33 protein-coding genes and 1 tRNA gene are annotated in these 26705 nt (G+C 64.8%); 12 read left to right on the top strand and 22 right to left on the bottom strand.

Annotated features, from left to right (window positions below; all coding sequences use genetic code 11):
* Position 1 precedes the first annotated feature (1 nt).
* From gspD to gpmA, 13 genes are all read right to left on the bottom strand, one after another.
* Complete coding sequence (gene gspD, locus OIK44_RS22975) at positions 2-2176, bottom strand: type II secretion system secretin GspD (RefSeq protein ID WP_273674255.1); 2175 nt, start codon at positions 2174-2176, stop codon at positions 2-4.
* A complete protein-coding gene (locus OIK44_RS22980) occupies positions 2176-2949 on the bottom strand; it encodes a type II secretion system protein N (protein ID WP_273674257.1) in 774 nt (257 codons plus the stop codon). Before OIK44_RS22980 ends, gspD begins: the two co-directional genes overlap by 1 nt.
* Before the next feature lie 34 nt (positions 2950-2983).
* The gene (gene gspM, locus OIK44_RS22985; RefSeq protein ID WP_273674258.1) at positions 2984-3499 is read right to left on the bottom strand and encodes a type II secretion system protein GspM; all 516 of its coding nucleotides are present in this window, start codon (positions 3497-3499) and stop codon (positions 2984-2986) included.
* Positions 3496-4722 carry a type II secretion system protein GspL gene (gene gspL, locus OIK44_RS22990; RefSeq protein ID WP_273674259.1) on the bottom strand — a complete coding sequence of 409 codons (1227 nt, stop codon included), beginning with the start codon at positions 4720-4722 and terminating at the stop codon, positions 3496-3498. The genes gspM and gspL overlap by 4 nt, the downstream gene beginning before the upstream one ends.
* A gap of 19 nt (positions 4723-4741) precedes the next feature.
* On the bottom strand, positions 4742-5710 hold the full coding sequence (gspK, locus tag OIK44_RS22995; protein ID WP_273674261.1) for a type II secretion system minor pseudopilin GspK: 969 nt from the start codon (positions 5708-5710) through the stop codon (positions 4742-4744).
* Positions 5707-6360 (bottom strand): PulJ/GspJ family protein, encoded by a 654-nt coding sequence (locus tag OIK44_RS23000; protein WP_273674263.1) that lies wholly within the window; start codon positions 6358-6360, stop codon positions 5707-5709. Before OIK44_RS23000 ends, gspK begins: the two co-directional genes overlap by 4 nt.
* Positions 6357-6731, bottom strand: a complete 375-nt coding sequence (gene gspI / locus OIK44_RS23005; RefSeq protein WP_273674265.1) for a type II secretion system minor pseudopilin GspI — start codon at positions 6729-6731, stop codon at positions 6357-6359. Before gspI ends, OIK44_RS23000 begins: the two co-directional genes overlap by 4 nt.
* A 2-nt stretch (positions 6732-6733) precedes the next feature.
* Complete coding sequence (gene gspH, locus OIK44_RS23010; RefSeq protein WP_273674326.1) at positions 6734-7228, bottom strand: type II secretion system minor pseudopilin GspH; 495 nt, start codon at positions 7226-7228, stop codon at positions 6734-6736.
* A gap of 8 nt (positions 7229-7236) precedes the next feature.
* Entirely contained in the window at positions 7237-7689 is a 453-nt protein-coding gene (gene gspG / locus OIK44_RS23015) for a type II secretion system major pseudopilin GspG (RefSeq protein ID WP_273674267.1), read from the bottom strand.
* A 96-nt stretch (positions 7690-7785) separates the two neighbouring features.
* Positions 7786-8547: a HesA/MoeB/ThiF family protein gene (locus OIK44_RS23020; protein ID WP_273674269.1), complete on the bottom strand. Its 762-nt coding sequence runs from the start codon at positions 8545-8547 to the stop codon at positions 7786-7788.
* A 113-nt stretch (positions 8548-8660) separates the two neighbouring features.
* Entirely contained in the window at positions 8661-10148 is a 1488-nt protein-coding gene (locus OIK44_RS23025) for a S41 family peptidase (protein WP_273674270.1), read from the bottom strand.
* Positions 10149-10186: 38 nt separating this feature from the next.
* The gene (locus OIK44_RS23030) at positions 10187-11629 is read right to left on the bottom strand and encodes a murein hydrolase activator EnvC family protein (protein ID WP_420213885.1); all 1443 of its coding nucleotides are present in this window, start codon (positions 11627-11629) and stop codon (positions 10187-10189) included.
* Positions 11630-11661: 32 nt separating this feature from the next.
* Positions 11662-12408: a 2,3-diphosphoglycerate-dependent phosphoglycerate mutase gene (gene gpmA / locus OIK44_RS23035; protein ID WP_273674271.1), complete on the bottom strand. Its 747-nt coding sequence runs from the start codon at positions 12406-12408 to the stop codon at positions 11662-11664.
* A 106-nt stretch (positions 12409-12514) separates the two neighbouring features.
* On the opposite strand from gpmA, the gene OIK44_RS23040 reads away from it, so the two are divergent.
* From OIK44_RS23040 to OIK44_RS23060, 5 genes are all read left to right on the top strand, one after another.
* Entirely contained in the window at positions 12515-12916 is a 402-nt protein-coding gene (locus OIK44_RS23040; RefSeq protein WP_273674273.1) for a rhodanese-like domain-containing protein, read from the top strand.
* Between the two features lie 33 nt (positions 12917-12949).
* Entirely contained in the window at positions 12950-13213 is a 264-nt protein-coding gene (gene grxC / locus OIK44_RS23045; RefSeq protein WP_273674275.1) for a glutaredoxin 3, read from the top strand.
* A gap of 150 nt (positions 13214-13363) precedes the next feature.
* The gene (secB, locus tag OIK44_RS23050) at positions 13364-13840 is read left to right on the top strand and encodes a protein-export chaperone SecB (RefSeq protein WP_273674277.1); all 477 of its coding nucleotides are present in this window, start codon (positions 13364-13366) and stop codon (positions 13838-13840) included.
* A 109-nt stretch (positions 13841-13949) separates the two neighbouring features.
* Positions 13950-14393 (top strand): SH3 domain-containing protein, encoded by a 444-nt coding sequence (locus tag OIK44_RS23055; protein WP_273674279.1) that lies wholly within the window; start codon positions 13950-13952, stop codon positions 14391-14393.
* A gap of 107 nt (positions 14394-14500) precedes the next feature.
* Positions 14501-15532 carry an NAD(P)H-dependent glycerol-3-phosphate dehydrogenase gene (locus tag OIK44_RS23060; protein ID WP_273674281.1) on the top strand — a complete coding sequence of 344 codons (1032 nt, stop codon included), beginning with the start codon at positions 14501-14503 and terminating at the stop codon, positions 15530-15532.
* 1 nt (position 15533) lies between these two features.
* Here the strand turns inward: OIK44_RS23060 and OIK44_RS23065 are convergent, their stop codons facing one another.
* Genes OIK44_RS23065 through mscL form a run of 4 tightly spaced genes read right to left on the bottom strand, consistent with a single transcriptional unit; the run spans position 15534 to position 18181 of the window.
* Positions 15534-15869, bottom strand: coding sequence for a cupin domain-containing protein (locus tag OIK44_RS23065; protein ID WP_273674283.1), 336 nt, complete (start codon positions 15867-15869; stop codon positions 15534-15536).
* 12 nt (positions 15870-15881) lie between these two features.
* A complete protein-coding gene (locus tag OIK44_RS23070; protein ID WP_273674284.1) occupies positions 15882-16571 on the bottom strand; it encodes a DUF2461 domain-containing protein in 690 nt (229 codons plus the stop codon).
* Positions 16572-16585: 14 nt separating this feature from the next.
* Positions 16586-17701 (bottom strand): trypsin-like peptidase domain-containing protein, encoded by a 1116-nt coding sequence (locus OIK44_RS23075; protein WP_273674286.1) that lies wholly within the window; start codon positions 17699-17701, stop codon positions 16586-16588.
* 57 nt (positions 17702-17758) lie between these two features.
* Positions 17759-18181 (bottom strand): large conductance mechanosensitive channel protein MscL, encoded by a 423-nt coding sequence (mscL, locus tag OIK44_RS23080; RefSeq protein WP_273674287.1) that lies wholly within the window; start codon positions 18179-18181, stop codon positions 17759-17761.
* Positions 18182-18510: 329 nt separating this feature from the next.
* On the opposite strand from mscL, the gene petA reads away from it, so the two are divergent.
* From petA to OIK44_RS23110, 6 genes are all read left to right on the top strand, one after another.
* Complete coding sequence (gene petA / locus OIK44_RS23085) at positions 18511-19119, top strand: ubiquinol-cytochrome c reductase iron-sulfur subunit (protein ID WP_273674289.1); 609 nt, start codon at positions 18511-18513, stop codon at positions 19117-19119.
* Between the two features lie 2 nt (positions 19120-19121).
* Positions 19122-20534: a cytochrome b gene (locus OIK44_RS23090; RefSeq protein WP_273674291.1), complete on the top strand. Its 1413-nt coding sequence runs from the start codon at positions 19122-19124 to the stop codon at positions 20532-20534.
* 34 nt (positions 20535-20568) lie between these two features.
* Positions 20569-21333, top strand: a complete 765-nt coding sequence (locus OIK44_RS23095) for a cytochrome c1 (protein ID WP_273674294.1) — start codon at positions 20569-20571, stop codon at positions 21331-21333.
* A 109-nt stretch (positions 21334-21442) separates the two neighbouring features.
* Positions 21443-22054, top strand: a complete 612-nt coding sequence (locus tag OIK44_RS23100) for a glutathione S-transferase N-terminal domain-containing protein (RefSeq protein ID WP_273674295.1) — start codon at positions 21443-21445, stop codon at positions 22052-22054.
* 87 nt (positions 22055-22141) lie between these two features.
* A complete protein-coding gene (locus OIK44_RS23105; RefSeq protein WP_273674297.1) occupies positions 22142-22660 on the top strand; it encodes a ClpXP protease specificity-enhancing factor in 519 nt (172 codons plus the stop codon).
* A gap of 26 nt (positions 22661-22686) precedes the next feature.
* A tRNA-Thr gene (locus OIK44_RS23110) sits at positions 22687-22762 on the top strand.
* A 434-nt stretch (positions 22763-23196) separates the two neighbouring features.
* Here OIK44_RS23110 and OIK44_RS23120 read toward each other — a convergent pair.
* Complete coding sequence (locus OIK44_RS23120) at positions 23197-23781, bottom strand: GNAT family N-acetyltransferase (RefSeq protein WP_273674299.1); 585 nt, start codon at positions 23779-23781, stop codon at positions 23197-23199.
* A 75-nt stretch (positions 23782-23856) separates the two neighbouring features.
* Positions 23857-24318, bottom strand: a complete 462-nt coding sequence (locus OIK44_RS23125) for a GNAT family N-acetyltransferase (protein WP_273674300.1) — start codon at positions 24316-24318, stop codon at positions 23857-23859.
* A gap of 709 nt (positions 24319-25027) precedes the next feature.
* On the opposite strand from OIK44_RS23125, the gene OIK44_RS23130 reads away from it, so the two are divergent.
* On the top strand, positions 25028-25456 hold the full coding sequence (locus OIK44_RS23130) for a nuclear transport factor 2 family protein (RefSeq protein ID WP_273674301.1): 429 nt from the start codon (positions 25028-25030) through the stop codon (positions 25454-25456).
* A gap of 144 nt (positions 25457-25600) precedes the next feature.
* On the opposite strand, the gene OIK44_RS23135 is transcribed toward OIK44_RS23130, so the two are convergent.
* The 3 genes from OIK44_RS23135 to OIK44_RS23145 all read right to left on the bottom strand — a co-directional run bounded on the left by OIK44_RS23135 (position 25601) and on the right by OIK44_RS23145 (position 26609).
* Positions 25601-25912 (bottom strand): HigA family addiction module antitoxin, encoded by a 312-nt coding sequence (locus OIK44_RS23135; protein ID WP_273674302.1) that lies wholly within the window; start codon positions 25910-25912, stop codon positions 25601-25603.
* A 12-nt stretch (positions 25913-25924) separates the two neighbouring features.
* A complete protein-coding gene (locus OIK44_RS23140; protein WP_337587216.1) occupies positions 25925-26131 on the bottom strand; it encodes a type II toxin-antitoxin system RelE/ParE family toxin in 207 nt (68 codons plus the stop codon).
* A 166-nt stretch (positions 26132-26297) separates the two neighbouring features.
* A complete protein-coding gene (locus OIK44_RS23145; protein ID WP_273674304.1) occupies positions 26298-26609 on the bottom strand; it encodes a BON domain-containing protein in 312 nt (103 codons plus the stop codon).
* Positions 26610-26705: the final 96 nt, after the last annotated feature.

The following is a 26705-nucleotide window of genomic DNA, read 5'->3' on the forward strand; positions in this document are numbered from 1 at the left end:
ATCAGTTCGGCACGGTGGCGTTGGCCGGCGCGGCCGGCGCGGGCCGCGCCGCCGGCGGCAGGGGCAGCGGCCGCAGCGCCATATTGCTGCCGGCCGGATGGCCGTCCTGCAACTGCTGCAACTGCGGCGCGCCCAGGTCGCGCAGCATCAGGTTGCCCGTCTGCGGCTGCGCCTTCTCCTCGGCGGCGCGCATGTAGTCGTAGCGGTCGGCCGCCAGGCTGCTGCTCTGCTCCTTGCTGCGGATCACCACGGGGCGCAGGAAAATCATCAGATTGGTCTTCTTGCGCTCGCGCGTCTGGTACTTGAACAGGTTGCCGATCAGGGGGATGTCGCCCAGGCCGCGCACCTTCTCGGCGTTGTCGTTGGTGGTGTCCTCGATCAGGCCGCCCAGCACGATGATCTGGCCGTCGTCGGCGATGACGTTGTTCTCGATGACGCGCTTGTTCAGCGTCAGGCCGGACTGCGCCGTCAGGCTGGCCTTCTCGACGGTCGACGTTTCATGGTAGATGGCCATCTTGATCGTGCCGCCCTCGGAAATCTGCGGCCGCACCTTCAGCGTCAAGCCGACGTCCTTGCGCTCGATGGTCTGGAAGGGGCTGGCGTTGCTGGTGCCCGGCACCAGCGTCTGCCCCGTCAGCAGCGGCACGTTCTGGCCCACCTGGATGGTCGCCAGCTCGTTGTCGAGGGTGATCATGTTCGGCGTCGACAGGATATTCGCGTTGCCGTCCGATTCCAGCGCGTGGGCCAGGGCGCCCAGGCCGAGCGCGCCGTTGATCTGCTTGAACACGCCCAGCGTCAAGCCGCCGCCCGGCAGTTGCACGGCGCTGCCGCCCTTGGCGGCGCCGGCCGCCAGCGCGGCGATGTTGTTGTTGCCGCTGGAGAAGGACTGCAGGCCGCCGATGCGGTAACTGCTGTTCTTGTCGCCCGACAGGCCCAGCCACTGCACGCCGAACTCGGAAGCCTTGGCCGACGTCACCTCGACGATCAGCGACTCCAGGTAAACCTGGGCGCGGCGCACGTCGAGCTGGTCGATGACGGCGCGCAGGTTGCGGTACATCGGCTCCGAGCAGGTGATGATCAGCGTGTTGGTGGCGACGTCGGCCTGGATGAAACCGGCCGCGCCGCCCGCCGGCAGCGCCTGCGGCGCCTGCGACAGCGCGGCGCCGCCGCCCTGCTGGCCGCCCATGGCGCTGTTTGTGGTCGACGCCGTGCCGCCCTGCGTCGGCGCCGGCGTCGGCGCCGGCGTGCCGCCGCCGCTCTGGCCGGCGGCGCCGTCGCCGCTGCCCATGACGGCGCGCAGCGTCAGCGCCAGCTTGGTGGCGTCGGCGTTTTTCAGGTAGACGACGTGGACATTGCCCAGTTGCGCGGTGGGCTGGTCCAGCTTGGCGATGAGGGACTTGGCCAGGTTGGCCCGGGCCGGCGACGGCGCCCGCAGCACCAGCGAATTGGTGCGCGGGTCGGCCAGCACCGAGATGCGGCCGGCGTCGGCGGCGCCGCCGGCCGGCTCGGTGAGCTTGTTGACCATCGCCGCCAGGTCGGAGGCGATGGCGTAGCGCACCGGAATGACGTCCATGTCGGCGGCGATGGGCGCGTCGAGGGCGGCGATGATCTTGCCCAGGCGCTTCAGGTTGTCGGCATAGTCGGTGATCACCAGCGTGTTGTTGCCGGGGTTGGCGTTGATCGTGTTGTTCGGCGAAATCAGCGGGCGCAGCACCGTCAGCAGATTGTTCGAGGACTCGTAGTTCAGGTAAAACACCTGGGTGGCGATCTGGTCGCCCTTGACGCCGGCGCCGGCGCCGACCTGGGTCGGCACCGACTGCAGCTTGGCTTCGGCCTCCGGCACCACCTTGGCGTAGCCGTCGCCGCTGACGACGGCGAAGCCCTGCAGCCGCAGCGCCGACGCCAGCAGCGCGAAGGCCTGGCTTTTCGTGATGGATTTCTCCGACACGAGCGTGATCGTGCCCTTGACGCGCGGGTCGATGACGAAATTGATGTTGGTGTAGTGGCCGACCGCCTTGATCACCGACTCGACGTCGGCGCCGACGAAATTCAGCGCGGCCTCGTCGGCGGCGCGGACGGGGGCGGCGGCGACGGCGCAGCACAGCAGCGCGCCGGCGCCAAGGCGGCGCAGCGACAGCGCCGGAAAGGGAAAGTTGCTCACAGTGTGTTTTGTCATTATCTGAACTCTAAGGCGATGATGTTTTTGTCGCTATTGGTACGGCGCTGGCCCAGCAAATTCAACAAACTTGCCAAGGTCTCTTCATATCCTGTTGCTGCCTGCGCCTGCCCGGAAAACTGCGGGCGCCCGTTGACCAGCGCGCCGCTGCCCTCCAGCAGCAGCGGGCCCTTGACGGATCGCAGGCCCAGTTGCGCCTGCTGGCCGTGCCAGTCGAAAGCCAATTCATAACTGCCCAGCGGCCGGATCGGCGACAGGCGCGACGCCATATCGGCCATCTCCAGCGTCGTGCGGCCCTCGACGGCGATGCCGCCGCCGGCCAGACCGAGCCGCAGCGTCGTCCACGACAGCCGCATCGTGCCGCTGGGGGCGATCGTGTTCAGCGGCGCGCCCAGGCCGGACAGGCGCTCGGCCGGCAGGCGCAGCGACGCCGGGCTGAGCTGCCACTGCGACCAGGAGCCGCGCAGGCTCAAGGGCTGCGACAGCGCCGCCGGGTTCTCCAGCTCGACGTCGACCGTCCCCAGCAGCACCAGCGGCGACAGCCGCCACGCGAAACGGCCCGGCAGCAGCGGCGTGACGCTGCCGCCGCTGCCGGCGGCGCCGCCGACAAAGGCCGAACCGCGCCACAGCGTACCTTGGGCGTCGCCCAGCGTCAAACGTCCGCCCGTCTGGCGCTCGACGGCCGCCGCCAGCCAGGCGGCCGGAAAGAACAGCAGCAGCGTCGCGGCGGCGCCGAACGCGGCGGCCAGCAACCATAGCACAGCGCGCTTCACGGGCCGGCCCTTTTTTTGCTTCCCGCGGCGCGCCTCATCGGCCGGCGCCCTGGTGCAGCGTCAGCGTGGCGTTGACCACGCCGGCCGTCGGCTGGGCGACGACATTGGCGTCCTGCACGGCGATGCGGCTGTCGCGGCGCACGGCGTCGAGCCAGGCGACGAGGCCGGCGAACGGCACTTCGTTCAGCTGCAGCTTGGCGTACTCGCCCGTCAGCGAGATCGACTGCGCCGTCAAGCCCTGCGCGGCCAGCGACGCGCTCAGGCTGGCCCGGCTCATCGGCTCCGGCGGCGGCGGCGCCTGGCGCGTCAGCTCGGCGGCCTGGCGCGCCAGGCCCTCGATTTCGGCGGCGTCCAGGCGCAGTTGCGGCAATTCCTTCAACAGGGCCTCGCGGCCGGAGACGGCCGGCCCGATCAGCACCGCGTACAGCAGCGCCAGCGCGGCGACCGCGCCGCCGACGCCGAGGAACTGGCGCTCCTGCTCGCTGCGCTGCTGCCAAAACGTGCCGGCGGCCAGCTTGTAGCGCTCCAGCATGACGCTCACATTCTTCATGGTTTCACTCCTGCCGCTGCGCGGATCTGCCAGGTGCCGGGGGCCGGCTCGGATAATTGCAACTGGCGCTCCGCCAGCGCCGCCTTGGCCTTGGCCAGCACGCCGGCCGGCACGGTGTCGGGCTTGAGCTTGACGGTGAGCGCGCGCTCGCGGTAGTCGAGCGAGGCGATCGCGCCCTTGGCGCCGAGCGCGCCCAGGGCCTCGCCCAGGGCCGCGCCGAGCGCGCTGAATTCGTCGGCCGCCATCTGGCCGCTGGCCAGCTTGGCCGTGGCCAGGTTGCGGCGCATCTGCTCGGCCGGATACAGCGGCGTCTCGTTCGGATACGCCGCCTTGAAGGTTTGCTGCATGGCGGCGCGCAGCGCCGCGGCGTCGCGCTTCAGGCGCAGCCACTCGATGTTGACGCCGGCGATGTTCACCAGGGCCACCAGCAGCGCCAGCCGCAGCGGCCAGCGCCAGCGCTGCCAGTTGCGCGCCTGGCCGCCGGCCGCGCCCAGCGCCGGCACCAGGTCCAGGCCGGCCGTTTTCGCCGCCGCGATCCAGTGCGGCCACTGCTCCGCCTCGACGGCGACGCCGGCCGTGGCGGCGGCCGCCTCCTGGTAGGCGGCCAGCTGGGCGGCGCCGACGTACAGGGTCAGCGGCGCCTCGGCGACGAAGGCGCGCAGCAGCGGCAGCAGCGTCGCCGGCGCCTGCGCCGGCAGGATCAGGCCCATGCCCTCGTGGGGGGCCAGGCGCAGGGTCAGCGCGACGCCGCCGTCGACCTCATGCAAGGCGGCGGCGGCGCCGCCCGGCTGCAGCGGCAGGCACAGCTGCGCCGGCAGGGCGGCCACGCCGCGCGCGCCCTGCGCCAGCAGGGCCTTGACCAGCACCTCCAGCCAGGCCCGCTGCACGACGGCCACCGTGCGCATGCCGTCGGCGCCCTCGGCGCCGGCGGCCAGCACGCAGTCGCCCGGCTCGCCGAGGATCTGCTCCTCGACCAGGCCGGGCAGCGCCGCCTTCAGGCGCGCGGCCGACAGCGGCGGCACCTTCAGGCGCAGCAGCGTGACGTCGGCGGCGGCCAGCAGCAGCACGACGCGGCGCGCCGCGCCTATCATCTGGCCCATGCCGCCCAGCGCGGCCGCGCCCTGCTGCAGCAGCCTGCCGTCGGCGCCGGCCAGCGCGAACTGGCACTGCGCGACGCTGTCGACGCTGGCCTTGGCCGGGTGGCGGATATACAGTGTAGTCAAAGGGTCTCGCTTTCAGGTTCTAGTTTTCCCGCACCCAGACCAGGGTCGTGGTCCGGGTCATGCTGTCGCGCTGGATCAGCGCCTGCGTGTCGAGCGCCGCGCGGTCCAGCCGCACCTGGCTGTCAACCAGGAAGTAACTGCTTTTAATGTCCACACCCTCGTTCGGCACCAACAGGGTTTTGCCCTGTATCAGCGCCATGAAATCGCCCATGCCGTTGAACGGCTTGCGCTGCCGGTTGCTCACCAGGGCGCCCGCCTCCGACACGGAAAACACCACCGCCGCCGCCAGCACCTCGGCCGGCGCCGTGTTGACGTTGATGGCGCTCGGTTTGGGCAGCACGATGACGAAGTCGCGCAGGCGCTCCAGCGCCGCCGGCGTGAAGCCGGCCACGCCGAGCAAATCCTCGACGCGCAGGAAGTCCATCGGTTCGCGCCCGTCCGCCGGCACGCCGGCGGCGACCTTGCCGCCGCCGTCGCCGTCGGCCGTCGCGGCCGCCTTCTGCGTCGCCGCGACGGCCGCGGCGGCGGTCTGCGCCAGCGCGGGGTCGAGCTGCACATTGGCCAGCAAACGTCCGAACACCTGCACCTGCACGGGATCGGGCACGCGATTTTTGGCAAGGTTGGCAAGATTGTAGCGCGCCTGCGCGTCCGTGGCACGGCCCGATAGCGTCGCCGCATACGATTCGCCCTCGACGCGCTCGCGTTCGACGAACTGGTCCAGATTGGTTTCCGCCACCGGCGTCGTCCAGGTGCCGTCGAGGCGGGTCTGGCTGGGGTTGTCCTGGCGCAGCCAGAAGCGCGCCAGATCTATCGCCCCGAGCAAGATCCACTTGGTCTGCTGGTGCAGGCGCTGGTTCTCCATCGAGCGCACCTGCACCTGCTGCTGCCAGAACAGGCTGGCGACGATGGTCACCGTCAGCGTCGTCAGCAGCAAGGCCGTGATGACGGCGACCCCGCGCTGGCGCGCCAGCCGCAACGGCCGCCTCATACGGCCCCCAGCAGGAAAATCTTGATCAAATCCGTTTGCTGGCTCTGCAGCCGCAGCGACACCTCCAGGCCGCTGCTGGCGGCCGGCGCCGTGCCGACCGGGCCGGGCGCCGCCGGCGCGGCCGGGACGCTGCCGGGGGCGCTCCAGCCGCTGCCGTCCCACAGGCGCATCGACATGCCGGCCACGTCGGCCTGCAACTGCACGGCGGCCGTGCTGCTGTCGCTGTCGCTCAAGGCCGCCTGCCACAGCGCATCGAGCACCAGCAGGTCGCGTGTGCCGTTCGACTCGCGCCGCGTCAGCACGCCGTCCTTGATGCGGTAGGACACCACCTGCAACTGCGCCGCCTCGTTTTCCGCGAAGACGGCGCGCACCAGCGTCAGGCGGTCGTTTTCCGCCTGCAGGTTGCGGCGCCCGTGCAGCAGCGCCACGCCGGCGCCGGCGCCGGCCAGCTGCTCGCAATCGCTCTGCATCTGGGCGAACGCCAGTTGCATGCCGCGGGTCTGCTCCAGTTGCCCCGTCAGCGTCATGCGCGCGCGCACGATGCCGTCCAGGCCGCGCCAGCCGAGCACGGCGACGATGGCCAGGATGCTGATCGCCACCAGCAGCTCGATCAGCGTGAAGCCGCGCCGGTGCGCGCGCCGCCCGCTCATTGGCTCAGCACCAGTTGCACCAGCTTGATGATGCGGCGCTCGGGGTTTTCCGCGTCGTAGACGCTGACCTCGACGCGGCGGAAGCGCGGATTCGGCGTCGCCAGCACCTCTTCCTGGCAAATCAGGCGCAGATCGCCCTGCGGGCAATCGGTCGAGGTCTTGCCGATCGGCGGGAAGGCTTTGCTCAGGCGGAATTGGACGAGGCGGTTCTCGGCCGACCAGGTCGCCATCATCGTGCTGCGCAAGCCATTGCTGTTCTGCGTCAGGCTGCCGACGGCGCGCAGCGAGGCGCCCAGCGCGGTGCCGACGATGACCAGCGCGACCAGCACTTCGAGCAGGGTGAAGCCGCGGCCGCGGCGCAATGGCGGCATCTTCATTCGACGGTGAAATGGCCGATGCCATCGGCGCGGATGGCGGCGCTGCTGTCGCCGCTGGCCATGGTCAGCACGAAGGGCTTGTCGACCGGCTCGCGGCCGAAGACGATGCGCAGCGGCGGCGCGCCCGTGCCGCTCGGCGGCACGATGGTAAACAGCACCGGACTGTATTTGAAGGGGCGCTCGCGCAACAGGTCGTCCTGCGTCACGGCTTCCCAGCGCTTGTCGTTGCGCACCAGGAAGCGGTAGCTGTCGGCGTCCGCCTCGAAGGCAACCTGGCGATTGCGCACGATGGCCTCGTCGCGGGCCAGTTGCAGCAGCAGCGCGATGCGCTCGGCCTCCTTTTGCAAGCCCTGCTGGCGGCTGGGCATGGCGTTGAAGGACACCAGCCCCATCGTCAGGCCGACAATGACCAGCACGACCAGCAGCTCGATCAGCGTGAAGCCGCGCGCCAAATGCAGCGGCCGCGCGCCGGCGCCGCGTCGCTCAGGCAGCAAGCGGGTTAAATGTCCCACGAGCCGATGTCGGCGTCGTCGCCGCTGCCGCCCGGCTGGCCGTCGGCCCCCAGCGACAGCACGTCGATCTCGCCCTTGATGCCGGGCGACAGGTACTGGTAGGGATTGCCCCACGGGTCTTTCGGCATTTTTTCCAGGTAGCCGCCGCTCTTCCAGCCGTTCGCGGCCGGGCCGGTGGTCGGCTTCGTGACGAGGGCTTGCAAGCCCTGCTCGGTGCTCGGGTAGCGCTGGTTGTCGAGCTTGTACAGCTTGAGCGCCTGCATCAGCGTGGCGATGTCGACGCGGGCCGCGGCCACGCGCGACTCGCCGGTGCGGCTGATCAGCTTGGGCACGACCAGCGAGGCGAGGATGCCCATGATCACCACCACGACCATGATTTCGATCAGCGTGAAGCCGCGCGCGAGGCGGCGGCGGGTCGAACGATGTGCGACGTTTTGCATAAGAAAATTGAAAGATGATGGTGAACGAGTGCAGAGTATAAGACGGAATTGGCGCAACGCCAAAGAACGTTGTCAAAAACGTATAGCCGGGAGCGCTTAGGCCCGCGCCGGCGCGGTGCCGCAGACCGGGCAGCCGGGGTCGCGCGCGACGCCGATGCTGCTCCATTCCATGTTGACGCCGTCGAGCATCAGCAGGCGCCCGGCCAGCGAACGGCCCACGCCCATCAGCAGTTTCAGCGCCTCGGCCGCCTGCATGGCGCCGACCACGCCGACCAGCGGCGCGAACACGCCCATCGTCGCGCAGGCGACGTCCTCGAACTGCTGGTCCTGCGGAAACAGGCAGCAATAGCACGGCGAGGCCGGCGCGCGCGGGTCGAACACGCTGACCTGGCCGTCGAAGCGGATCACCGCGCCCGACACCAGCGGCACCCGGTGGGCCACGCAGGCGCGGTTGACGGCGTGGCGGGTGCGGAAATTGTCGCTGCAGTCGAGCACCACGTCGGCCGCCGCCACCAATTCGTCCAGGCGGGCGGCGTCGGCGCGTTCGTTGACGGCGGCGATGTCGATCTCGGGATTGATTTGCTGTAAGGTCTGGCGCGCCGACTCGGCCTTCGGCTGGCCCACGCGCGCCGTCGTGTGGGCGATCTGGCGCTGCAGATTGGTCAGGTCGACGTTGTCGTTGTCGACGATGGTCAGGCGGCCGACGCCGGCCGACGCCAGATACATGGCGGCCGGGGAACCGAGGCCGCCGGCGCCGATGAGCAGCGCGTGGGCGTCCAGCAGCGCCTGCTGGCCTTCGATGCCGATCTCGTCGAGCAGGATGTGGCGCGAGTAGCGCAGCAGTTGCGTATCGTTCATGTTATTCCGTAAAGGACAAGCTGGCGCCGGGTATAAAGCCGGGGTCAGACCCGGCGGGTCAGACCCCCGGTTGGCGCCGCGGGCCGGATGAACCGCTTACGGCGCTCCCGCACCTATTTCTTGGCCGGCGCCTTTTTGTCGTCGACTTTGCTCTCGGCCTTGGCGTCAGCCTTGGCTTCCGCCTTGGCGTCGGCCTTGTCGGTCGCTTCGACTTTCGACAGCTTCACCGGCAAGCCCTTGAAGTGGTTCAGTGCCTGCGTCAGCTGGAAGTCATCCTTGCCGCCGTATTCCAGCGGCTTGCGCTTCTTCGCCAGCTCGGCCAGGCGCTTTTCGTCGTCCAGCTCGTCGTGCTTGGCCACGACCGGCGCGACACCCTTGTCTTCGTCGTTGCCCAGGTGTTTTTGCAGATCGGCCTCGCGCACGCGCAAGCTGTTCCAGCCGTCGCCGTCGGCCGTTTCGTCGACCATCATGTCGGGCACGATGCCGCGCGCCTGGATCGAGCGCCCGTTCGGCGTGTAGTAGCGCGCCGTCGTCAGTTTGACGGCCGTGTCGGCCGTCAACTGGCGCACGGTCTGCACCGAGCCCTTGCCGAAGGTCTGGGTGCCGAGGATGGTGGCGCGCTTGTGGTCCTGCAGCGCGCCGGCGACGATTTCCGAGGCCGACGCCGAGCCGGTGTTAACCAGCACCACCAGCGGCACGCGCTTGAGCGCCTCCGGCAGCGCCGCCAGCGGGTCGCCGCCGTTGCGGCCGGCGTAAAACTCGCGCCGGCCGTAGAAGGTCTGCTTCGAGTCGGCCAGCTGGCCGTTGGTCGAGACAATCACGGCGTCCTTCGGCAGGAAGGCGGCCGAAACGCCAACGGCGCCGGGCACGACGCCGCCGGGATCGTTGCGCAGGTCCAGCACCAGGCCCTTGAGGTGCGGGTCCTGGGCATATAACTGCTTGATTTTCTTCGCCATGTCGTCGACGGTGGGTTCCTGGAACTGGGCGATGCGCACCCAGGCATAACCCGGCTCGACCATCTTGGCCTTGACGCTTTGCACGCGGATTTCCTCGCGCACGATGGGGAAAACCAGCGGCTTGTCTTCGTTTTTGCGGGAAACGGTCAGCGTGATCTTGGTGTGCGGCTCGCCGCGCATCTTCTTGATGGCCTCGTCCAGCGACAGGCCCTTCATCGGCGCGCCGTCGATGCGCGTGATCAGGTCGCCGGCCAGGATGCCGCCCTTGGCGGCCGGCGAATCCTCGATCGGCGCGACCACCTTGACGTAGCCATCCTCCATGCCGACTTCGATGCCCAGGCCGACGAACTTGCCCTGCACGCTTTCGCGCATTTCCTTGAAGGCTTTCTTGTCCAGGTAGACCGAGTGCGGGTCGAGCGAGGCGACCATGCCGGAAATGGCTTCGGTCAGCAGTTTCCTGCCCTCGACGGCCTCGACGTAGTCGGATTGGATCAGGCCGAACACGTCGGACAACTGGCGCAGCTCTTCCAGCGGCAGGGGGCCGCCGGCGCTTTTTTGCGCGACGGCGGAAAACTGCATCGACACGCCTATGCCGGCCAGCATGCCCAAGCCGATCAGGCCGATACTTTTTACTTTGATGCCCATGTTTTACCGCACTCCACCAAACAACACAAAAAGAACCGCTAGAATTTCACCCAGCCGGCGGGATCGAAGGGACGGCCCTGCAGCCGCATTTCAAAGTATAAACCCGATTCTTCGTTACCGCCGCTGTTTCCCACGCTGGCGATGGCGTCGCCGCCCTTGACGGCGTCGCCGACGCGCTTGAGCAGGGACTGGTTATTGCCGTAGATGCTCCAGTACTGGCTGCCGTGGTCGACGATGATCAGGTTGCCGGAGCCGCGCAGCCAGCCGGCATAGACGACGCGGCCGGCGGCGATGGCCTTGATGTCGGCGCCCTCGGCGGCGTGGATGAAGACGCCCTTCCAGCTCGGCCCCTCGCCGCGGCGGCTGCCGAACTTGGCGCTGAGCCTGCCCGCCACGGGCGCGCTCATGCGCCCGCGCAGGCTGGCGAAGGCGCCCTCCGGCGCGGCCGGCCCCAGGCTGGGGCGCGCCGGCTCCGGCTTGTCCTCTTCCGCCGGCCGCGCCACCACCTTCGGCTCGTCGGCGTCGATGGGGTCGGGCTTGAGCGGCGGCAGCGGCTTGACCTTGCCGCCCTTGGCCTGCTCCTGGGCCAGGCGCTCGCGCTCGGCCTGGGCCTTGGCGCGCGCCGCCAGGCGCTTCTCGCGCGCTTCGGCGTCGGCCTTGGCCTTGGCCTCGGCGCGCGCCTGCGCCAACTGCTCCTGGCGCCGGCGCTCGGCGGCGGCGGCCTCGGCCTGTTCCTTGATCAACTTGCCCAGCCGGTCGACCAGATTGCCCAGGCGCTGCTCGTCGCGTTCCAGGTTGCCGGCGTCCTTGCGCTGCGCCACCAGGCGCTTCGACAGCGTCGTCAGCAGCGCCGCGCGGCGGCCCTTTTCCTGCTCCAGCAGGGTTTTCTGCTCGCGCTCTTCCTGCGCGATCTCTTCCAGCTCGTCCTTGGCGTTCTGCGCCTCGGCCTGGTTGCTTTCGACGGCCTGCAAATTCGTCCGCAAGGCGCCCAGCAGGCGCGCCTGGGCCTGCGACACATAGGCCAGCATTTGCAGGTCGCGGTTGATGCGGTTCGGGTTGTCGCCGGACAGCAGCAGCTTGATGCGGTCCTCGTTGCCGGCGACATATTGTTCGCGCAGCAGCTTCGCCAATTGCGCCTTTTGCCGGGCCACGGTGGCGACCAGCTTCTCGTGCTCGCCGCCCAGCTCGCGCAGCTTGACGCCGGTCTGCTCCTGCTCGGCGGCCAGCTCGCGCAGCGCGCGGTTGGCGTTCGAGATCGCCTCCTCCGACTCGGCCAGGGTGTCGGCGGCGTCGTCCTTGGCGCTTTCCGTGCGGCTGATGTCGCGCTTCAAGGCCGTCAGCTTTTGCTGCAAATCGGCGCGCTGCTGCTCGGCGGCGACCTTCTGCTTGCTGCGCGCGGTGGTTTTGGCGCCGTGGGCGCCGCCGCTGGCGAGCGCCAGGGCCAGGCACAAGCCCAGCCCGGCGCGCCAGGCCGGTGACACGAGGGGGACAACCCGGAAGAAAGACGGCAAAGTTACTTGGCCTTCCCTTGGTTCGCCACGGCGCTCATGGCGGCGGCGATGGCTTCCTGGTCGCCCAGGTAGTAGCTGCGGATCGGCTTCAGGTCGGCGTCGAGCTCGTAGACGAGCGGTTGGCCGTTGGGGATGTTGAGGCCGACGATGTCGGCGTCGCTGATGCCGTCAAGCATCTTGATCAGGGCGCGCAGGCTGTTGCCGTGTGCCGAGATCAGGATGCGCTTGCCGGCGCGGATGGCCGGGGCGATTTCCTCGTCCCAGGCCGGCATCACGCGGGCCACGGTGTCCTTCAGGCATTCCGTCAGCGGAATGGCCGACTGCGGCAAGCCGGCGTAGCGCGGGTCCGCGAACGAGGCGCGCCCGTCGTCGGCGGCCAGCGGCGGCGGCGGCGTGTCATAGCTGCGGCGCCACACCAGCACCTGCTCGTCGCCGTACTTGGCGGCCGTCTCCGCCTTGTCCAGGCCCTGCAGGGCGCCGTAGTGGCGCTCGTTGAGGCGCCAGTCGTGCTTGACGGGCAACCACATCAGATCCATCGCGTCCAGCGACAGCCACAGCGTGCGGATGGCGCGCTTGAGCACCGAGGTGTAGGCCAGGTCGAAGGTGAAGCCGGCTTCCTTCAGGATGCGGCCGGCCTGGCCCGCCTCCTGGCTGCCCTTCTCCGTCAGATCGACGTCGGTCCAGCCGGTGAAGCGGTTATCGAGGTTCCAGGTGGACTCGCCGTGACGCATGAAAACGATTTTATACATGTCAATCTTCAATCTTCTAGAGGGTTTAAGGCAAAATTCAGCGTGAGAGTAACTCTTCCAGCTTCTATTTTATAATGCGCGGATTGACTTAAACCATTGGACACCCGTGAAATTCATTATTGAACACATTTTTCTTATTGGCATCGTCGTCCTTTCCGGCGGCGCCCTGCTGTGGCCGACCCTGACGCAACGCGGCAAACGCGCCACCGCGCTCGAGGTGACGCAGTTGATCAACCGCGGCAAGAGCCTGATCGTCGACGTGCGCAACGAGGCCGAGTACGCCAACGGCCACCTGCGCGACGCCCGCCACATCCCGCTGACGGAGCTGGTGCAGCGCGTGGGCGAGCTCGACAAGGCGAAGAACAAGACCATCGTCGTCGTTTGCCAGAAGGGCGTGCGCTCGGGCCTGGCCGCCAAGGTGCTGGCCAAGGCCGGGTTCGAGGACGTCGTCTGCCTCGAAGGCGGCGTCACGGCGTGGCAGGCGGCCGGTTTGCCGCTGGCCAAGTAAGCGCAAGCCTTACCATTTAAAGGAAACCCTGCCATGACAGCCCATGTCCTCCTCTACAGCACCGCCGTGTGCCCCTATTGCGTGCGCGCCGAGCGCCTGCTCGAAGCCAAAGGCGTGACCGCCATCGAAAAAATCCGCGTCGACCTCGACCCCGAGCAGCGCGCGCTGATGATGCAGCGCACGGGGCGCCGCACGGTGCCGCAGATCTATATCGGCGACACCCACGTCGGCGGATTCGACGACCTGTATGCGCTCGATCAGGCCGGTGGCCTTGACCCCTTGCTCAAGGGCGCTTAAATTGTCCTGCGGAGGGTATTGGTTTTGATACAATTGCCCTCACCTTCGATTCCAGGCTGCGCCGTAGCAAGCGACAGAGCAAGAAACGAGCGTATGCACCATTAATCCGGACGGCAATTGCCGTTCTTCCCCTTACAACGAAAGCGTTCCATGTCCGACGAAAACCTGCAACCCGTATTCCAAATCCAACGCGTCTATCTGAAAGACATGTCGCTGGAACAGCCGAATTCGCCTTCCATCTTCCTGGAACAAGAAGCGCCGGCCATCGAAGTCGCTCTCGACGTCAGCGCCGAGCCGCTGGCCGACGGCATTTTCGAGTCGACCGTGACCATCACCGTCACCGCCAAAATCAAGGACAAGGTCGCCTTCCTGGTCGAAGGCAAGCAAGCCGGCATCTTTGAAGCCCGCAACATTCCAGCCGATCAACTCGATCCGCTGCTGGGCATCGGTTGCCCGAACATCGTCTACCCTTACCTGCGCGCCAACATCGCCGACATGATCACCCGCGCCGGCTTCCCGCCAGTGCACCTGGCCGAAATCAATTTCGAAGTGTTCTACCAGCAGCGCCTGCAAGCGGTTGCCGACGCCGCCGCGGCGGCGCCAGCCACCGGCGAAGCCACGCACTAAGCAAGTCCAATGCCCGCGCGGCGCCGCATCGGCGGCCGCGGCGCGGGCACGCAACGACACGCTGGCGCGCCCGCCGCGCCGCAGATTTACCGATTTCGAAAGCCCGGTTATGAGTATTTCCCGTTGGATCGCAGGCGCCGCGCTGATGCTGGCGACAGCCGCCGGCCACGCATTCGACTTCAAGACCGTCGGCGCGGCCCCGGCCATCTTGTACGACGCCCCCTCGACGAAGGGCGGCAAACTGTATGTGGCGCCGCGCGGCATGCCGCTTGAGGTCGTGCTCAGCTACGGCGAATGGGTCAAGGTCCGCGACGTCAGCGGCGACCTGGCCTGGACCGAGGCCAAGGTGCTGAGCAACCGCCGCAACGTGGTCGTGCGCGGCGCCGGCCTGAAAGTGCGCGCCGCCGCCGACGAGGCGTCCGCCCCCGTATTCATCGCGGAAAAAGGCATCTTGCTCGAAGTGACGGAAGCGAACAGCTCCGGCTGGATCAAGGTGCGCCACAAGGACGGCTTGAGCGGCTACGTGAAAAGCGCCGACGTCTGGGGCATCTGAACAGGGCCGGGCCCGCGGCTTGTTGCCAGCCCCCGCCCCGGGGCATGCGCGGCGCGCCGGCCAGCCTGAGCGGCCGCGCCCGCCCCATCTTTTACGCCTGAGGTGCCATGCAAGACTCCCCTGTTTCCCCCTCCGCCGCCGCGCGCAAGGTGACCGTACTCGGCGCCGGCGCCTGGGGCACGGCCGTGGCCATCGCCTTCGCCGCCCGCCACGACGTGCTGCTGTGGGGCCGCAACGGCGCCGCCATGCAAGACATGGCGGCGCGCCGCGAGAACCCCTACCTGCCCGGCTTCGTGCTGCCGCCGGCGCTGCGCCTGGGCGCCGACTTCGACGCCGCGCTGGCCCATGCCGACGGACCCGGCGCGCTGCTGATCGCCGCCTGCCCGGTGGCCGGGCTGCGCCCCCTGCTCGAACAAATGCAAACGCGCGCCATCCCGAACCTGGTCTGGCTGTGCAAGGGCTTTGAAAACGGCAGCGGCCTGCTGCCGCACCAGATCGTCGCCGCGGTGCTGGGCGAGCGGGTGGCCGGCGGCGCCCTGTCCGGGCCGTCGTTCGCCCAGGAAGTGGCGCGCGGCCTGCCCTGCGCGCTGACGATCGCCTCGCGCTCGGCGCCGCTGCGCGACAGCGTCGTCGCCGCCCTGCACGGCGGCGGCATCCGCGTCTACGCCAGCGAAGACGTGGCCGGCGTCGAAGTCGGCGGCGCCGTCAAGAACGTGCTGGCGATCGCCACCGGCATCGCCGACGGCCTGGGGCTGGGTTTGAACGCGCGCGCCGCGCTGATCACGCGCGGCCTGGCGGAAATCACCCGCCTCGGCACCGCGCTGGGCGGGCAGATGGAAACCTTCATGGGCTTGACCGGCATGGGCGACCTGATCCTCACCTGCACGGGCGAGCTGTCGCGCAACCGCCGCGTCGGCCTCGGCCTGGCCCAGGGCAAACCGCTGGACGCCATCGTCGCCGAACTGGGCCATGTGGCCGAGGGCGTGCCCTGCGCCCGCGCCGTGCGCGAACTGGCGCGCACCCTGGGCGTCGACATGCCCATCACCGACGCCGTCGCCGGCGTGCTGTTCGACGGCGACCGGCCGCAAGACATGGTGCGGCGCCTGCTGGCGCGCGACCCGCGCGACGAGGCGACCTGACTTAAAAGCCCTTGACCAGCAGGATGGTCAGCAGCAGCAGGCTGTCCTGCTCGGCGCGCAAGGCGTGGGCCTGGCCGCCGTTCAGGTAGAGCATCTGGCCGCTGCGCAGCGTCTGGCTGCGGCCATGGGCGTCGACGCTGACGTCGCCGCGCAGGCACAGCAGGGTGATTTCCCCCGGCACGTGGTGCTCGGGCATGACCTTGCCTTTGGGCAGGGTCAAGCGTATCAATTCCATCTCGTCCGTCTTCGCCAGCGCGAGCGCGGAAAACTGCGTCAGATCGTCGTCGCCATGCTGCACCGCGATCACTTCGCCGGACCCCGCATGTGGCAATGCCATGTCGTCTCTCCTTTACGTTGCGTCTTCCTGTTCGCGGGCGCCGCGCAACCACGTCACCAGCGGCAGCGCATCCTTCAGCCCGGCCGCCAGTTGCGGCAGCAGCTCCTCCGGCGCGTTCAGGTTCAGTTGGACCTCGGTCCAGACAAAAAAACTTTTCAGCTTGATCAGCTCGATGTGCTCGGCGTCGGCGGCGAAGCCCTTGGGCGGCCGCATCAGCTTGCCCTCGTCCTGCAGCGTGCCGAAGGTCTGGCGCAAGCGCTTATTCTTCAGCACTTTGCTGAAACCCGGCGCGTCGTTGACCATGTGCTCGCGGATGGCCCGCAGCCGCCCGGCCGGCGGCATGTATTCGCCGGCGCCGAACAGCAGTTTGCCGCTGCCCTCGATCTGCAGGTAATAGGTGGGGCCGGCCGCCATGCTGGGGCGGCGCATGTCGTTGGGCGCGATGGCCGCCGAAAAGCGCGTCTTGTAGGGCCGCTTGTCGTGGGCGAAGCGGACATCGCGGTTGATGCGGAACAGGGCTTTTTTCGGATTGCAGAATTTGACGGCCGGGTCGAATTTGCCCAGTTCGGCGATCAGGCCCGTGACGAGGGCGAGGAATTCCTCGCGCAGGATGTCGTAGCGCGGCTTGTTCATGATGAACCAGGGCCGGTTGTTGTTTTCGCTCAGTTCGTTCAAAAATTGGCTCAGATCGCGCAAATGCATGGAGCAGCTTCCAGTCAGGGCAGTTTGTTGTGGGGGCGCTTGCCGACGAGGACGTCGAGGGTTGCCTCGCGGTCCTTGCGCAGCACCGTCATTTTAGCGTTTCCGCCCGGCGCCAGTTGGGCGATCAGGTTCAGCATGTCGGTGGTGTCGGCGACGGCCTTGCCGTCGACGGCCAGCAGGATGTCGCCCGGCTTGATGCCGGCGCGGTCGGCCGGGCCGTTCTTGACGACGCCGGCGATGATGGCGCCGCTCTGCTGGCGCAGGCCGAAGGTGCGCGCCAGCTCCGCCGTGATGTCCTGCGATTCGACGCCTATCCAGCCGCGCACGACGTGGCCCGTCTTGATGATTTCCTCCATCACCGTCTTGACGGTCGAGACGGGGATGGCGAAGCCGATGCCGACCGAGCCGCCGCTTTGCGAATAGATGGCGGCGTTGATGCCCAGCAGCTTGCCGTTGCCGTCGATCAGCGCGCCGCCGGAATTGCCGAAGTTGATGGCCGCGTCCGTCTGTATGAAGTTTTCGAAGTGGTTGATGTGTAAATTATTGCGCCCCAGCGCGGAGATGATGCCCATCGTCACCGTCTGGCCCACGCCGAAGGGATTGCCGATGGCCAGCACGACGTCGCCGACCCTGGCCTGTCCGACGTCGCCGAGCACGATCACGGGCAATTTATCGAGCGCGACCTTGATGACGGCCAGGTCCGTTTCCGGGTCCAGGCCGACCACCCGGGCCGGCGCCTTGCGCCCGTCGGCCAGCACGACCTCGATCTGCCCGGCCGCCTCGACGACGTGGTTGTTGGTCAGGATGAAGCCGTCGGCGCTGACGATGACGCCGGAGCCGAGGCTGGACTCCTCGTCCTCGTCGGGCGGGCGCTCGCCGAAGAATTTCTTGTAGAACGGGTCCTTCAGCAGCGGCCGGGCGGAGCGTTTCGGCGCCTGGCTGGTGAGGATGTTGACGACGGCCGGCATGGCCTGCGCGGCGGCGGCCCGGTAGGAGCCGGGCGCGGCCACGGCGGCGGCCGGCGGCGCCGGCGGCAGCGGCGCGCGCGCCGGGCGCACGGCCGAATAGACGAAATACAGTGCCAGGACCACGGTCACCGCTTGCGCAAACAATAACCAGAGTCGTCGCATAGAAGCTTCAGGAAGGAAACGGCCGGCGCCGCGCCGGGGCGGCGCCGGGAGGGGTGCTTATTTTTTCAGCGCGTCGCGTATTTCGCGCAGCAGCACGATGTCTTCCGGCGTCGCGGCGGGCGCCGGCGCCGCCTCGGGCGCGCTGCTGCGGCGCGCCTTGTTCACCAGGCGCACCATCTGGAAAATGATGAAGGCGAGGATGATGAAATTGATCAGGATCGTGATGAAGTTGCCGTAGGCGAGGACGGCGCCGGCCTTCTTCGCCTCGACCAGGGTCAGTTGCGTGCCCTGGTTGTTCAGCGGCAGATAGTAGTTGGCGAAGTCCAGGCCGCCGAACACCTTGCTGATCGGCGGCATGATGACGTCCTGCACCAGCGAGTCGACGATCTTGCCGAAGGCGCCACCGACGATGACGCCGACGGCCAGGTCGACGACATTGCCCTTCATTGCAAATTCCTTGAATTCTTGCATCATTGCCATGAATTTTCTCCTTTGATTGTGCATTCGGCATCTGGATCATACTCTTGATCGTGGCCGAATCCCAAGCGCGGCGCGTGCGCGGGGGGCGCCGCGGCGGCCGGAAAGACGCCACAAAACCCGCCAATTATGGCGCCGGCAACGTTTTTTCTTTAAATCGCCACGCGCTTCCCTTATAATTTAAGGTTGCTAGAAGCCATGTTAACGCTTCAGGGCACCTGCAAAAGCGCGGCACCCCGGTCTGGTTCAGGCGAACCCGGGATGGGACGGCGGGCAAATTGCGGGGTGCTCCTTATAAAAAAGATTTCGCATTTTGACTGATTGGGGTTTGTATGAGTAACGAAAAGCAGGTCGATTCCGGCCGACGCGGCTTGCTCGTCGCTACGTGCGCGGCGGGTAGTGTGGTCGGTTTGGCAACCGCAGGGGCCTTGGTAAGTACATTCCAGCCGTCGGAACGGGCGAAAGCCGCCGGCGCGCCGGTAGAGGTGGACATCGGCAGCCTGAATCCGGGCGAGATGATCACCGTGGAATGGCGCGGCAAGCCAGTCTGGATCCTGAAACGGACGCCGGACATGGTGTCCTCGCTGAAAAAGACCGACGGCAAAGTCGCCGACGCCGAGTCCAAGCGCAACCCGGAAGAGTTCACGCCGGAATACGCGCGCAACGAATGGCGCTCGATCAAGCCGGAAATCCTCGTCGCCGTCGGCATCTGCACCCACCTCGGTTGCTCGCCCTCGTCGAAATTCACGCCCGGCCCGCAGCCATCGCTGCCGGACGACTGGGAAGGCGGCTTCCTGTGCCCATGCCACGGTTCGACCTTCGACATGGCCGGCCGCGTCTTCAAGAACAAGCCCGCGCCGGACAATCTGCAAGTGCCGCGCCATATGTACCTGAGCGATACCAAACTGGTCATCGGTAAAGACGAGAAAGGCGAGGCATAATCATGGCCGCTTTCAAAGAAACCAAATTCCCCGCCGACGCACCCGTTGCCGCCAAGGCGCTGGGCTGGGTCGACGACCGCTTCCCGCTGACCAAGCTGTGGAACGACCAGTGGGGCAAATACTACGCGCCGAAGAACTTCAACTTCTGGTACATCTTCGGCTCGCTGGCCATGCTGGTGCTGGTCTTGCAGATCGTCACCGGCATCTTCCTGACCATGCACTACAAGCCGGACGCCAGCCTGGCCTTCGGCTCGGTCGAATACATCATGCGCGAAGTGCCGTGGGGCTGGCTGGTGCGCTATATGCACTCGACCGGCGCGTCGGCCTTCTTCATCATCGTCTACCTGCACATGACGCGCGGCCTGCTGTACGGCTCCTACCGCAAACCGCGCGAGCTGATCTGGCTGTTCGGCTTCGCCATCTTCCTGTGCCTGATGGCCGAAGCCTTCTTCGGCTACCTGCTGCCGTGGGGCCAGATGTCCTACTGGGGCGCGCAAGTGATCGTCAACCTGTTCGGCGCCATCCCGCTGATCGGCCCTGACCTGTCGCTGTGGATACGCGGCGACTACGTCGTCTCCGACGCCACACTGAACCGCTTCTTCGCCTTCCACGTGATCGCCATCCCGCTGGTCCTGCTGGGCCTGGTCGCCGCGCATCTGATCGCGCTGCACGAAGTCGGTTCGAGCAACCCGGACGGCATCGAAGTGAAGGAAACCCTGGGCGCCGACGGCCACCCGCTCGACTCCATCCCTTCGCACCCCTACTACACCGTGCACGACCTGTTCGGCGTGTCGATCTTCCTGACCATCTTCAGCGCCGTCGTCTTCTTCGCGCCGGAAATGGGCGGCTACTTCCTGGAATACAACAACTTCCTGCCCGGCGATTCGCTGAAGACCCCGCTGCACATCGCCCCGACCTGGTACTTCACGCCGTTCTACTCGGTGCTGCGGGCCACCACGGCCGACTTCATGTACGTGCTGATGGCCGCCGTCGCCGCCTACGTCGTGTTCATCTGGCTCAAATCGCGCCTGGCCACGGCCATCAAGGCCGCCATCGCCGGCGTCGCCCTGGTCGCCATCGTCGGCATGCTGCCCTTCATCCTGGACGCGAAGTTCTGGGGCGTGGTGCTGTTCGGCTCCTCCGTGATGATCCTGGCCGCGCTGCCTTGGCTGGACCACTCGAAGGTCAAGTCGATCCGCTACCGTCCGGACTGGCACAAATATGTGTACATCGTCTTCGGCATCTCCTTCCTGACGCTGGGCTACCTCGGTACCCAGGCGCCGACGGACGCCAAGACCATCGTCTCGCAGGTGTGCACGCTGATCTACTTTAGCTTCTTCCTGCTGATGCCGTGGTGGAGCGCAATGGGCACGTTCAAGACCGTGCCGTCGCGCGTGACGTTCCATCCGCACTAATTGACGACATCACGCTAAGCTCAAAGGACATTACATGAATTTCCCGAAAAAACTGCTCGCCATCCTGGCACTGCTGCCGGCGCTGGCCGTGGCGAACGAAGGCGGCCACCCGCTCGACAAGGCGCCTGACCGTTCGACCAATATGGCCGCGCTGCAGCACGGCGCCAAGCTGTTCGTCAACTACTGCCTGAACTGCCACAACGCCTCGTCGATGCGCTACAACCGCCTGAAGGACCTGGGCCTGACGGAAGACCAGATCAAGGCGAACCTGCTGTTCACCGGCGAAAAAGTCGGCGAGATGATGACCACCAGCATGAGCGCGAAAGACGCCAAGACCTGGTTCGGCGCCGTTCCGCCCGACCTGTCGGTGATCGCGCGCGCCAAGGCCTCGTCGGCCGGCACGGGCGGCGACTACCTGTACACCTACCTGCGCACCTTCTACAAGGACGACAGCCGTCCGACCGGCTGGAACAACCTGGTGGTGCCGAACGTGGCGATGCCGCATGCGCTGTGGGAACTGCAGGGCGCGCGCAACGTCAAAATGGTCGAGGAAAAAGATCCTCACGAAGAAGGCAAGATGGTGCACAAGTTCGTCGGCTTCGAACAAGTGACGCCGGGCAAGCTGACGGCGCTCGAATACGACACGGCCATGGCCGACCTGGTTGGCTACATGGAATGGATGGCCGAGCCGGCCCAGGCCACCCGCAAGCGCCTCGGCGTCTGGGTGCTGCTGTTCATGTCCTGCTTCGCCCTGCTGGCATGGCGCCTGAACGCGTCGTTCTGGAAAGAAGTCAAATAAGAGAGTGCTGCATTTAGCGCATTCGTTCTGCGTTGCCCGCACCGGCGGGTAAACGATTCGGGGTGATCCGTTCGCGGCGTCACCCCCTTTGTTTCTAAGGAACTATAAAATGATGGTTCTCTACTCGGGCACAACCTGCCCCTTTTCCCAACGCTGCCGCCTGGTCCTGTTTGAAAAAGGCATGGACTTCGAAGTGCGCGACGTCGACCTGTTCAACAAACCGGAAGACATTTCGACGATGAACCCGTACGGCCAGGTGCCCATCCTGGTCGAGCGCGAACTGATCTTGTACGAATCGAACATCATCAACGAATACATCGACGAGCGCTTCCCGCATCCGCAACTGATGCCGGCCGACCCGCTGATGCGCGCGCGCGCCCGCCTGATGCTGTTCAACTTCGAGAAAGAGCTGTTCGTCCACGTGCACGTGCTGGAAAGCGAACGGGCCAAGGGCAGCGACAAGAGCCACGACAAGGCGCGCGCGGAAATCCGCGACCGCCTGACGACGCTGGCGCCGCTGTTCCTGAAGAACAAGTACATGCTGGGCGACGAATTCTCGATGCTCGACGTGGCCGTTGCGCCGCTGCTGTGGCGCCTCGACCACTACGGCATCGAACTGTCGAAAACGGCCGCGCCGCTGATGAAGTACGCCGAGCGCATCTTCTCGCGCCCGGCCTACATCGAAGCGCTGACGCCGTCGGAAAAGGTGATGCGCCGCTAAGCGCGGCCCACCGTTGTTTATTTGAAGTAACGGCGCGCCCAGCCTTCCACCGGGCGGCGCGCCGGCTCCCCCCAGTCCGCCAAGATCATGTCTGAAATCTCAACCAAACCCTATATGCTGCGCGCCATCTACGAATGGTGCACCGACAGCGGCTACACGCCCTACCTGGCCGTCAAGGTCGACGCCGGCACCACCGTGCCGATGGAATACGTGAAAAAGGGCGAAATCGTCCTCAACATCAGCTTCGGCGCCACCAACGGCCTGAAGATGGAAAACGACTGCATCCGTTTCCACGCCCGCTTCGGCGGCGTGTCGCGTGAAATCTACGTGCCTGTCGAGAATGTGATGGCGATCTACGCCAACGAAAACGGCCAGGGCATGGCGTTCGAGCCGCAACTGGGCTCCTTCGACCCGTCCGCCGGCCCGACCGACAGCCCGACGTCCGGCAGCGCCGCCAGCGCCCCGGTCAGCGCGCCCGCGCCCATGCTGGCGTCGGTGCCGACCAGCCAGCCGGAAGCCCGCCCCGCGGCCGACGGCGACGCCCCCACCGGCGACGACGAACCGCCAAAAAAAGGCGGCCGCCCCACCCTGACGCGGATTAAGTAGCGTATAATTCGCAACGCATCAGTTTTGCCGACTTAGCTCATTTGGTAGAGCAGTTGATTTGTAATCATCAGGTGGCCAGTTCGAAACCGGCAGTCGGCACCAAGAATATCAAGGGCTTACAGAGATGTAAGCCCTTTTTTGTTGATTTTCAGCGAAATCTGACCCACTTTGCAGGATAATTTGCAAACGAATCTGCCCCACGTTTAAGACACCATCCTGCCCACGACTTCGAGTGGGAAATCAGAGTGATCGACGCGGCATTACCGGGCATTATTCGACGCTGGCGCATTCGCGACCAGCTCCCATTGAGAGAGATAGCCAGGCGGTTGGTCATCTCCAGAAACACCGTCCGACGCTACCTGCGCTCGGAAACCATCAAGACCGAGGCGGCCAAGTCGCGCAAGCAGCGGCGCACGCTGAAACAGATCCATGAGGACCTAAAAAATTGGGGTTCGAGAAGGGAACCAAGAATTAGAGCTGTAACTGATTGGCTGCTTTTGGTCGCCAGCCGTCATCACACTGTGTTGTCGAAGAGTTTACACGACATCGTCCGAAGAGATCACTAATCTTTTACTCATGCTTGTGAACGAAAAGGTCTGACCGTCTATCCTGAACATTTCCGGGACCTCGCCAGTCTGAGTAAAGCCTGAACGATGGTAAAGTCGAATGGCAGGCTCGTTAATAGACAAAACCTGTAAATCAATCCACTCCACCGCCCCGCTGCCCAACGCCCATTTTTCTGCATGTTCAATTAGACGCTGTCCCAAGCCGAATTTTCTAGTATTTCGGTCAACTCCCATGCCAAGCAGGCACCGATGGGCCGCGCAACGCTCTGGATGCGCTCTTAGGTCAATATGACCTACTAAGCTACGATGAGGGGTGAACGCTCCCCACAATCGACGCCAGCCCGGAGCACCCACAGAGACATCTAACGCCTCTCGAAAAGCTTTAGCCTTCTCGGAAGAGAATATCGACTCAGCATATGGCAACGGTTGGAAGTAAACGTTCCCGGGTTCTCCATTATCGGAAAGATGGTCATTCAAATACGTAACAAATATATCAAAATCAGCAGGCGCAATCGGTTCAATAGAAAAATCAAGAAAAATTGAATGGTCGGGCATAAAGTTCAAATTGATTCAAAGAAATTCACATATCGCGAAGGCCCGGTTCTGGCGAATTAGGTCCATCGGACCATGTCATAGCATTTTGTGATAGATAACAAATCCGGGCTTTTCAGCAACCTTGTCATACAGCTGCATAGCTGTAACATTGGTTTCGCGCGTCTGCCAATAGACGCGAGGAACACCAGCGGCTCTTGCTTGTTCGCATACTGCATTGATAAGCGCTCGGCCCACACCTAGCCCTCTTGCCCCATCCGCAGTAAACAAATCTTGCAAATAACATGCCGGCATTATCTGTATAGTATTCCTGTGATAGAGGAAATGGGCCAACCCAAGCAATTTTCCTGAACGCTCCGCGACCAATGCATGCATGGGCTCGTGAGCATCGAAGAAGCGTGACCAAGTCATATGGGTTATTTCGGGCGCCAATGCGGTTTCTCCGGACCTCCCGTAGAATGCGTTGTAGCCATCCCAAAGAGGCTTCCATTCTAAGAAATCATCCTTTTCTGCTGCACGAATCACAAGCTGCTCGTTCATGATTTCCTTCTTAGTATTACGAATCAAAGGGCCGCTCCTGACCGTGCGCAGCCGAAGCTCATCAGGATAGCATCTTGCTCATGTGAAAAATACGCGAATTATCACGTTCGCCCAGCCGGGCGCCGCATCCAATTATGTGCGTTGAATTGTGGCGAACGCATAAGAATAGGTGGCTGGCGGTGCTCTGCGAGAACGGGGGGCACGATCTTGCGCCGCAAGCTAGCAGAACGCACCGTCAACGTTACTGCGCTGCCTGACGTCGTCATCGCCCCCAATGGCGGCCAGTACATTGAGCTTCGTATCCCGCGCGCTCTGGCCTGCCGCCGACTAGCTGCGCTCCAACCTCGATGCCGCCCCACCGCCAAGCTCAACGGGCTTGATCAGGCGCGTTGTTGCCTTCACAGACGCTATCCAGCACTGAGCACGCTGTACAGGTAAACGCCTTTCTCAGCTAGTTTACAAACAATACTTGCGATCTTTCCTCATGACGAAGACTTCACCTTCATGCAATCGCCCCGGTGGCAGCAGTGCAGTGCTGCTTTTCACGATTACTTAGCCTGGATAAAAGTACTGTATAGTTATCCGAAAGCCAAGCAACAAGTCGCCTTTTATGCGGTCTGCGATGCCGAGTGAAGGCGTCGACGTAAAGCCAGGGCACAACATTGTTTCCCTACACCGTTCTTGAATACTTACTGATCGAGCACTCAATATGACGTTGAAAACAATTTTCCTTGGGGCCATTTTTATGACGCCAATGGTATTTGCGCAGGTTACAGAGGTGGAGGCGGCAAAGGCCCCGTTACAAAACTACATTCGAGCCCATGAGACGGGAAATGCGGATTTCATGCGCAAGGCTTTTACTAGTGACGCGAAAATTGTTGGCTACATGGGCGGCAACATGATTTCATGGAGCTTGGAACAGTACGCTGGACGCTTTAGCGGTAAGCCTGCAAATGATGAAGCGCAGCGCAGACGGAGTTTTGAAATTCTCGATCTCGTTGGGGATGCGGCCGTGGGTAAGGTGGTACTGGATTATCCAACCGTGAAATTTGTAGATTACATGACACTGCTGAAAATCGACGGCGAGTGGAAGATTATCAATAAGTCATTTAATGCGCAAACCAAGCCCGCACTATAATTAAGGGGCTGCATAGCCGCCATGTTTTTCGCCGCCGGTGGCGGCCCTGCTTGCCACCGAAAAGATTTAAATTTCTGCGGCAGAGACGACTTTGCTAAGTCACTGCCGGTTCAGAGGCGGCGTATCGAACATGCAGGAGAAAACTCAGGCCGCCTGCGGTGCTGGCTGAACCTGCATAGGCACATCCACGAAGCGTTGTGCTGCTTGCCACACGTCATATGCGCTTTGTTCCGCTAGCCACAGGCGAGCTTCGCCGCCCCGCTCTAAGCCCAGCCAAGCCTCGATACGCAAAGCCATTTCAGGCGAGATAGCAGCGTGACCATTGAGGACGCGGGACAGCGTGACGCGGTTGACGTCCAGCTGCCGCGCAGCTTCAGTAACGGACAAGCCCAGCGCCGGCAGAACGTCATCGCGCAAGGTCAGTCCCGGATGTGGTGGGTTAAACATGCGCGCCATAATATTTCTTCCTCAATGATAATCTCGATAATCTACCAGGATGGCATCCGTCCCCTCAAATTTGAACGTCATACGCCAGTTGCCATTGATCCATACGGAAAAATGTCCCTTGAACTCCCTGCCTTTAAGCGGATGCAGGCCCCAGCCCGGCAGGTTCATTCCTTGGGGAGAGGTGACCTCGTTTAAACGGCGCAGCATGGCGCCCAGTCTGGGGAGCATCGCTCGCCTGAATGCCAGCCATGCTCCCCGCCTTGAAAAAACCCCTCAGTCTCTTGTGCTGAATTAGACCAGCCTCGTCCATGGTGGAGTGCATCACCGCGTGCTTGTATCTGGCGCATACTGTGATCGGGACATCCTCCCGCTGCGGCACAGTAAGGCCGCCGGCCTATTTCACAATCATCGAATTTTTCACCTCGGTGACGCCCTTGACGCCGCGCGCCACCTGCACGGCTTTGTTGATCTCCTCGCGCGAACTGACGAAGCCGCTCAACTGCACCGTGCCTTTGAAGGTTTCGACATTGATTTCGCGCGCCTTCAATTCCGGGTCGTTGACCAGCGCCGCCTTGACCTTGGTGGTGATGAAGGTGTCGTCGATGTATTCGCCCGTGCCCTCGTGCTTGGCGGTCGGTGCGCAGGCCATCAGGGCCAGCAACAGCAATCCGCACAGGAAGGACAAAAATGGATGCGCTCGTTTCATGGCTGTACTCCTTTTGGTTGATTGGTCCGCTGCATGGCGCCGGCCCCAGATGGCGGGCCGTCCCCCGAGCCGGACGGCAGTCTTATTGTCGGCGCT

It is taken from the genome of Janthinobacterium fluminis (genome assembly GCF_028595325.1).
Lineage (GTDB): Bacteria > Pseudomonadota > Gammaproteobacteria > Burkholderiales > Burkholderiaceae_D > Janthinobacterium > Janthinobacterium fluminis.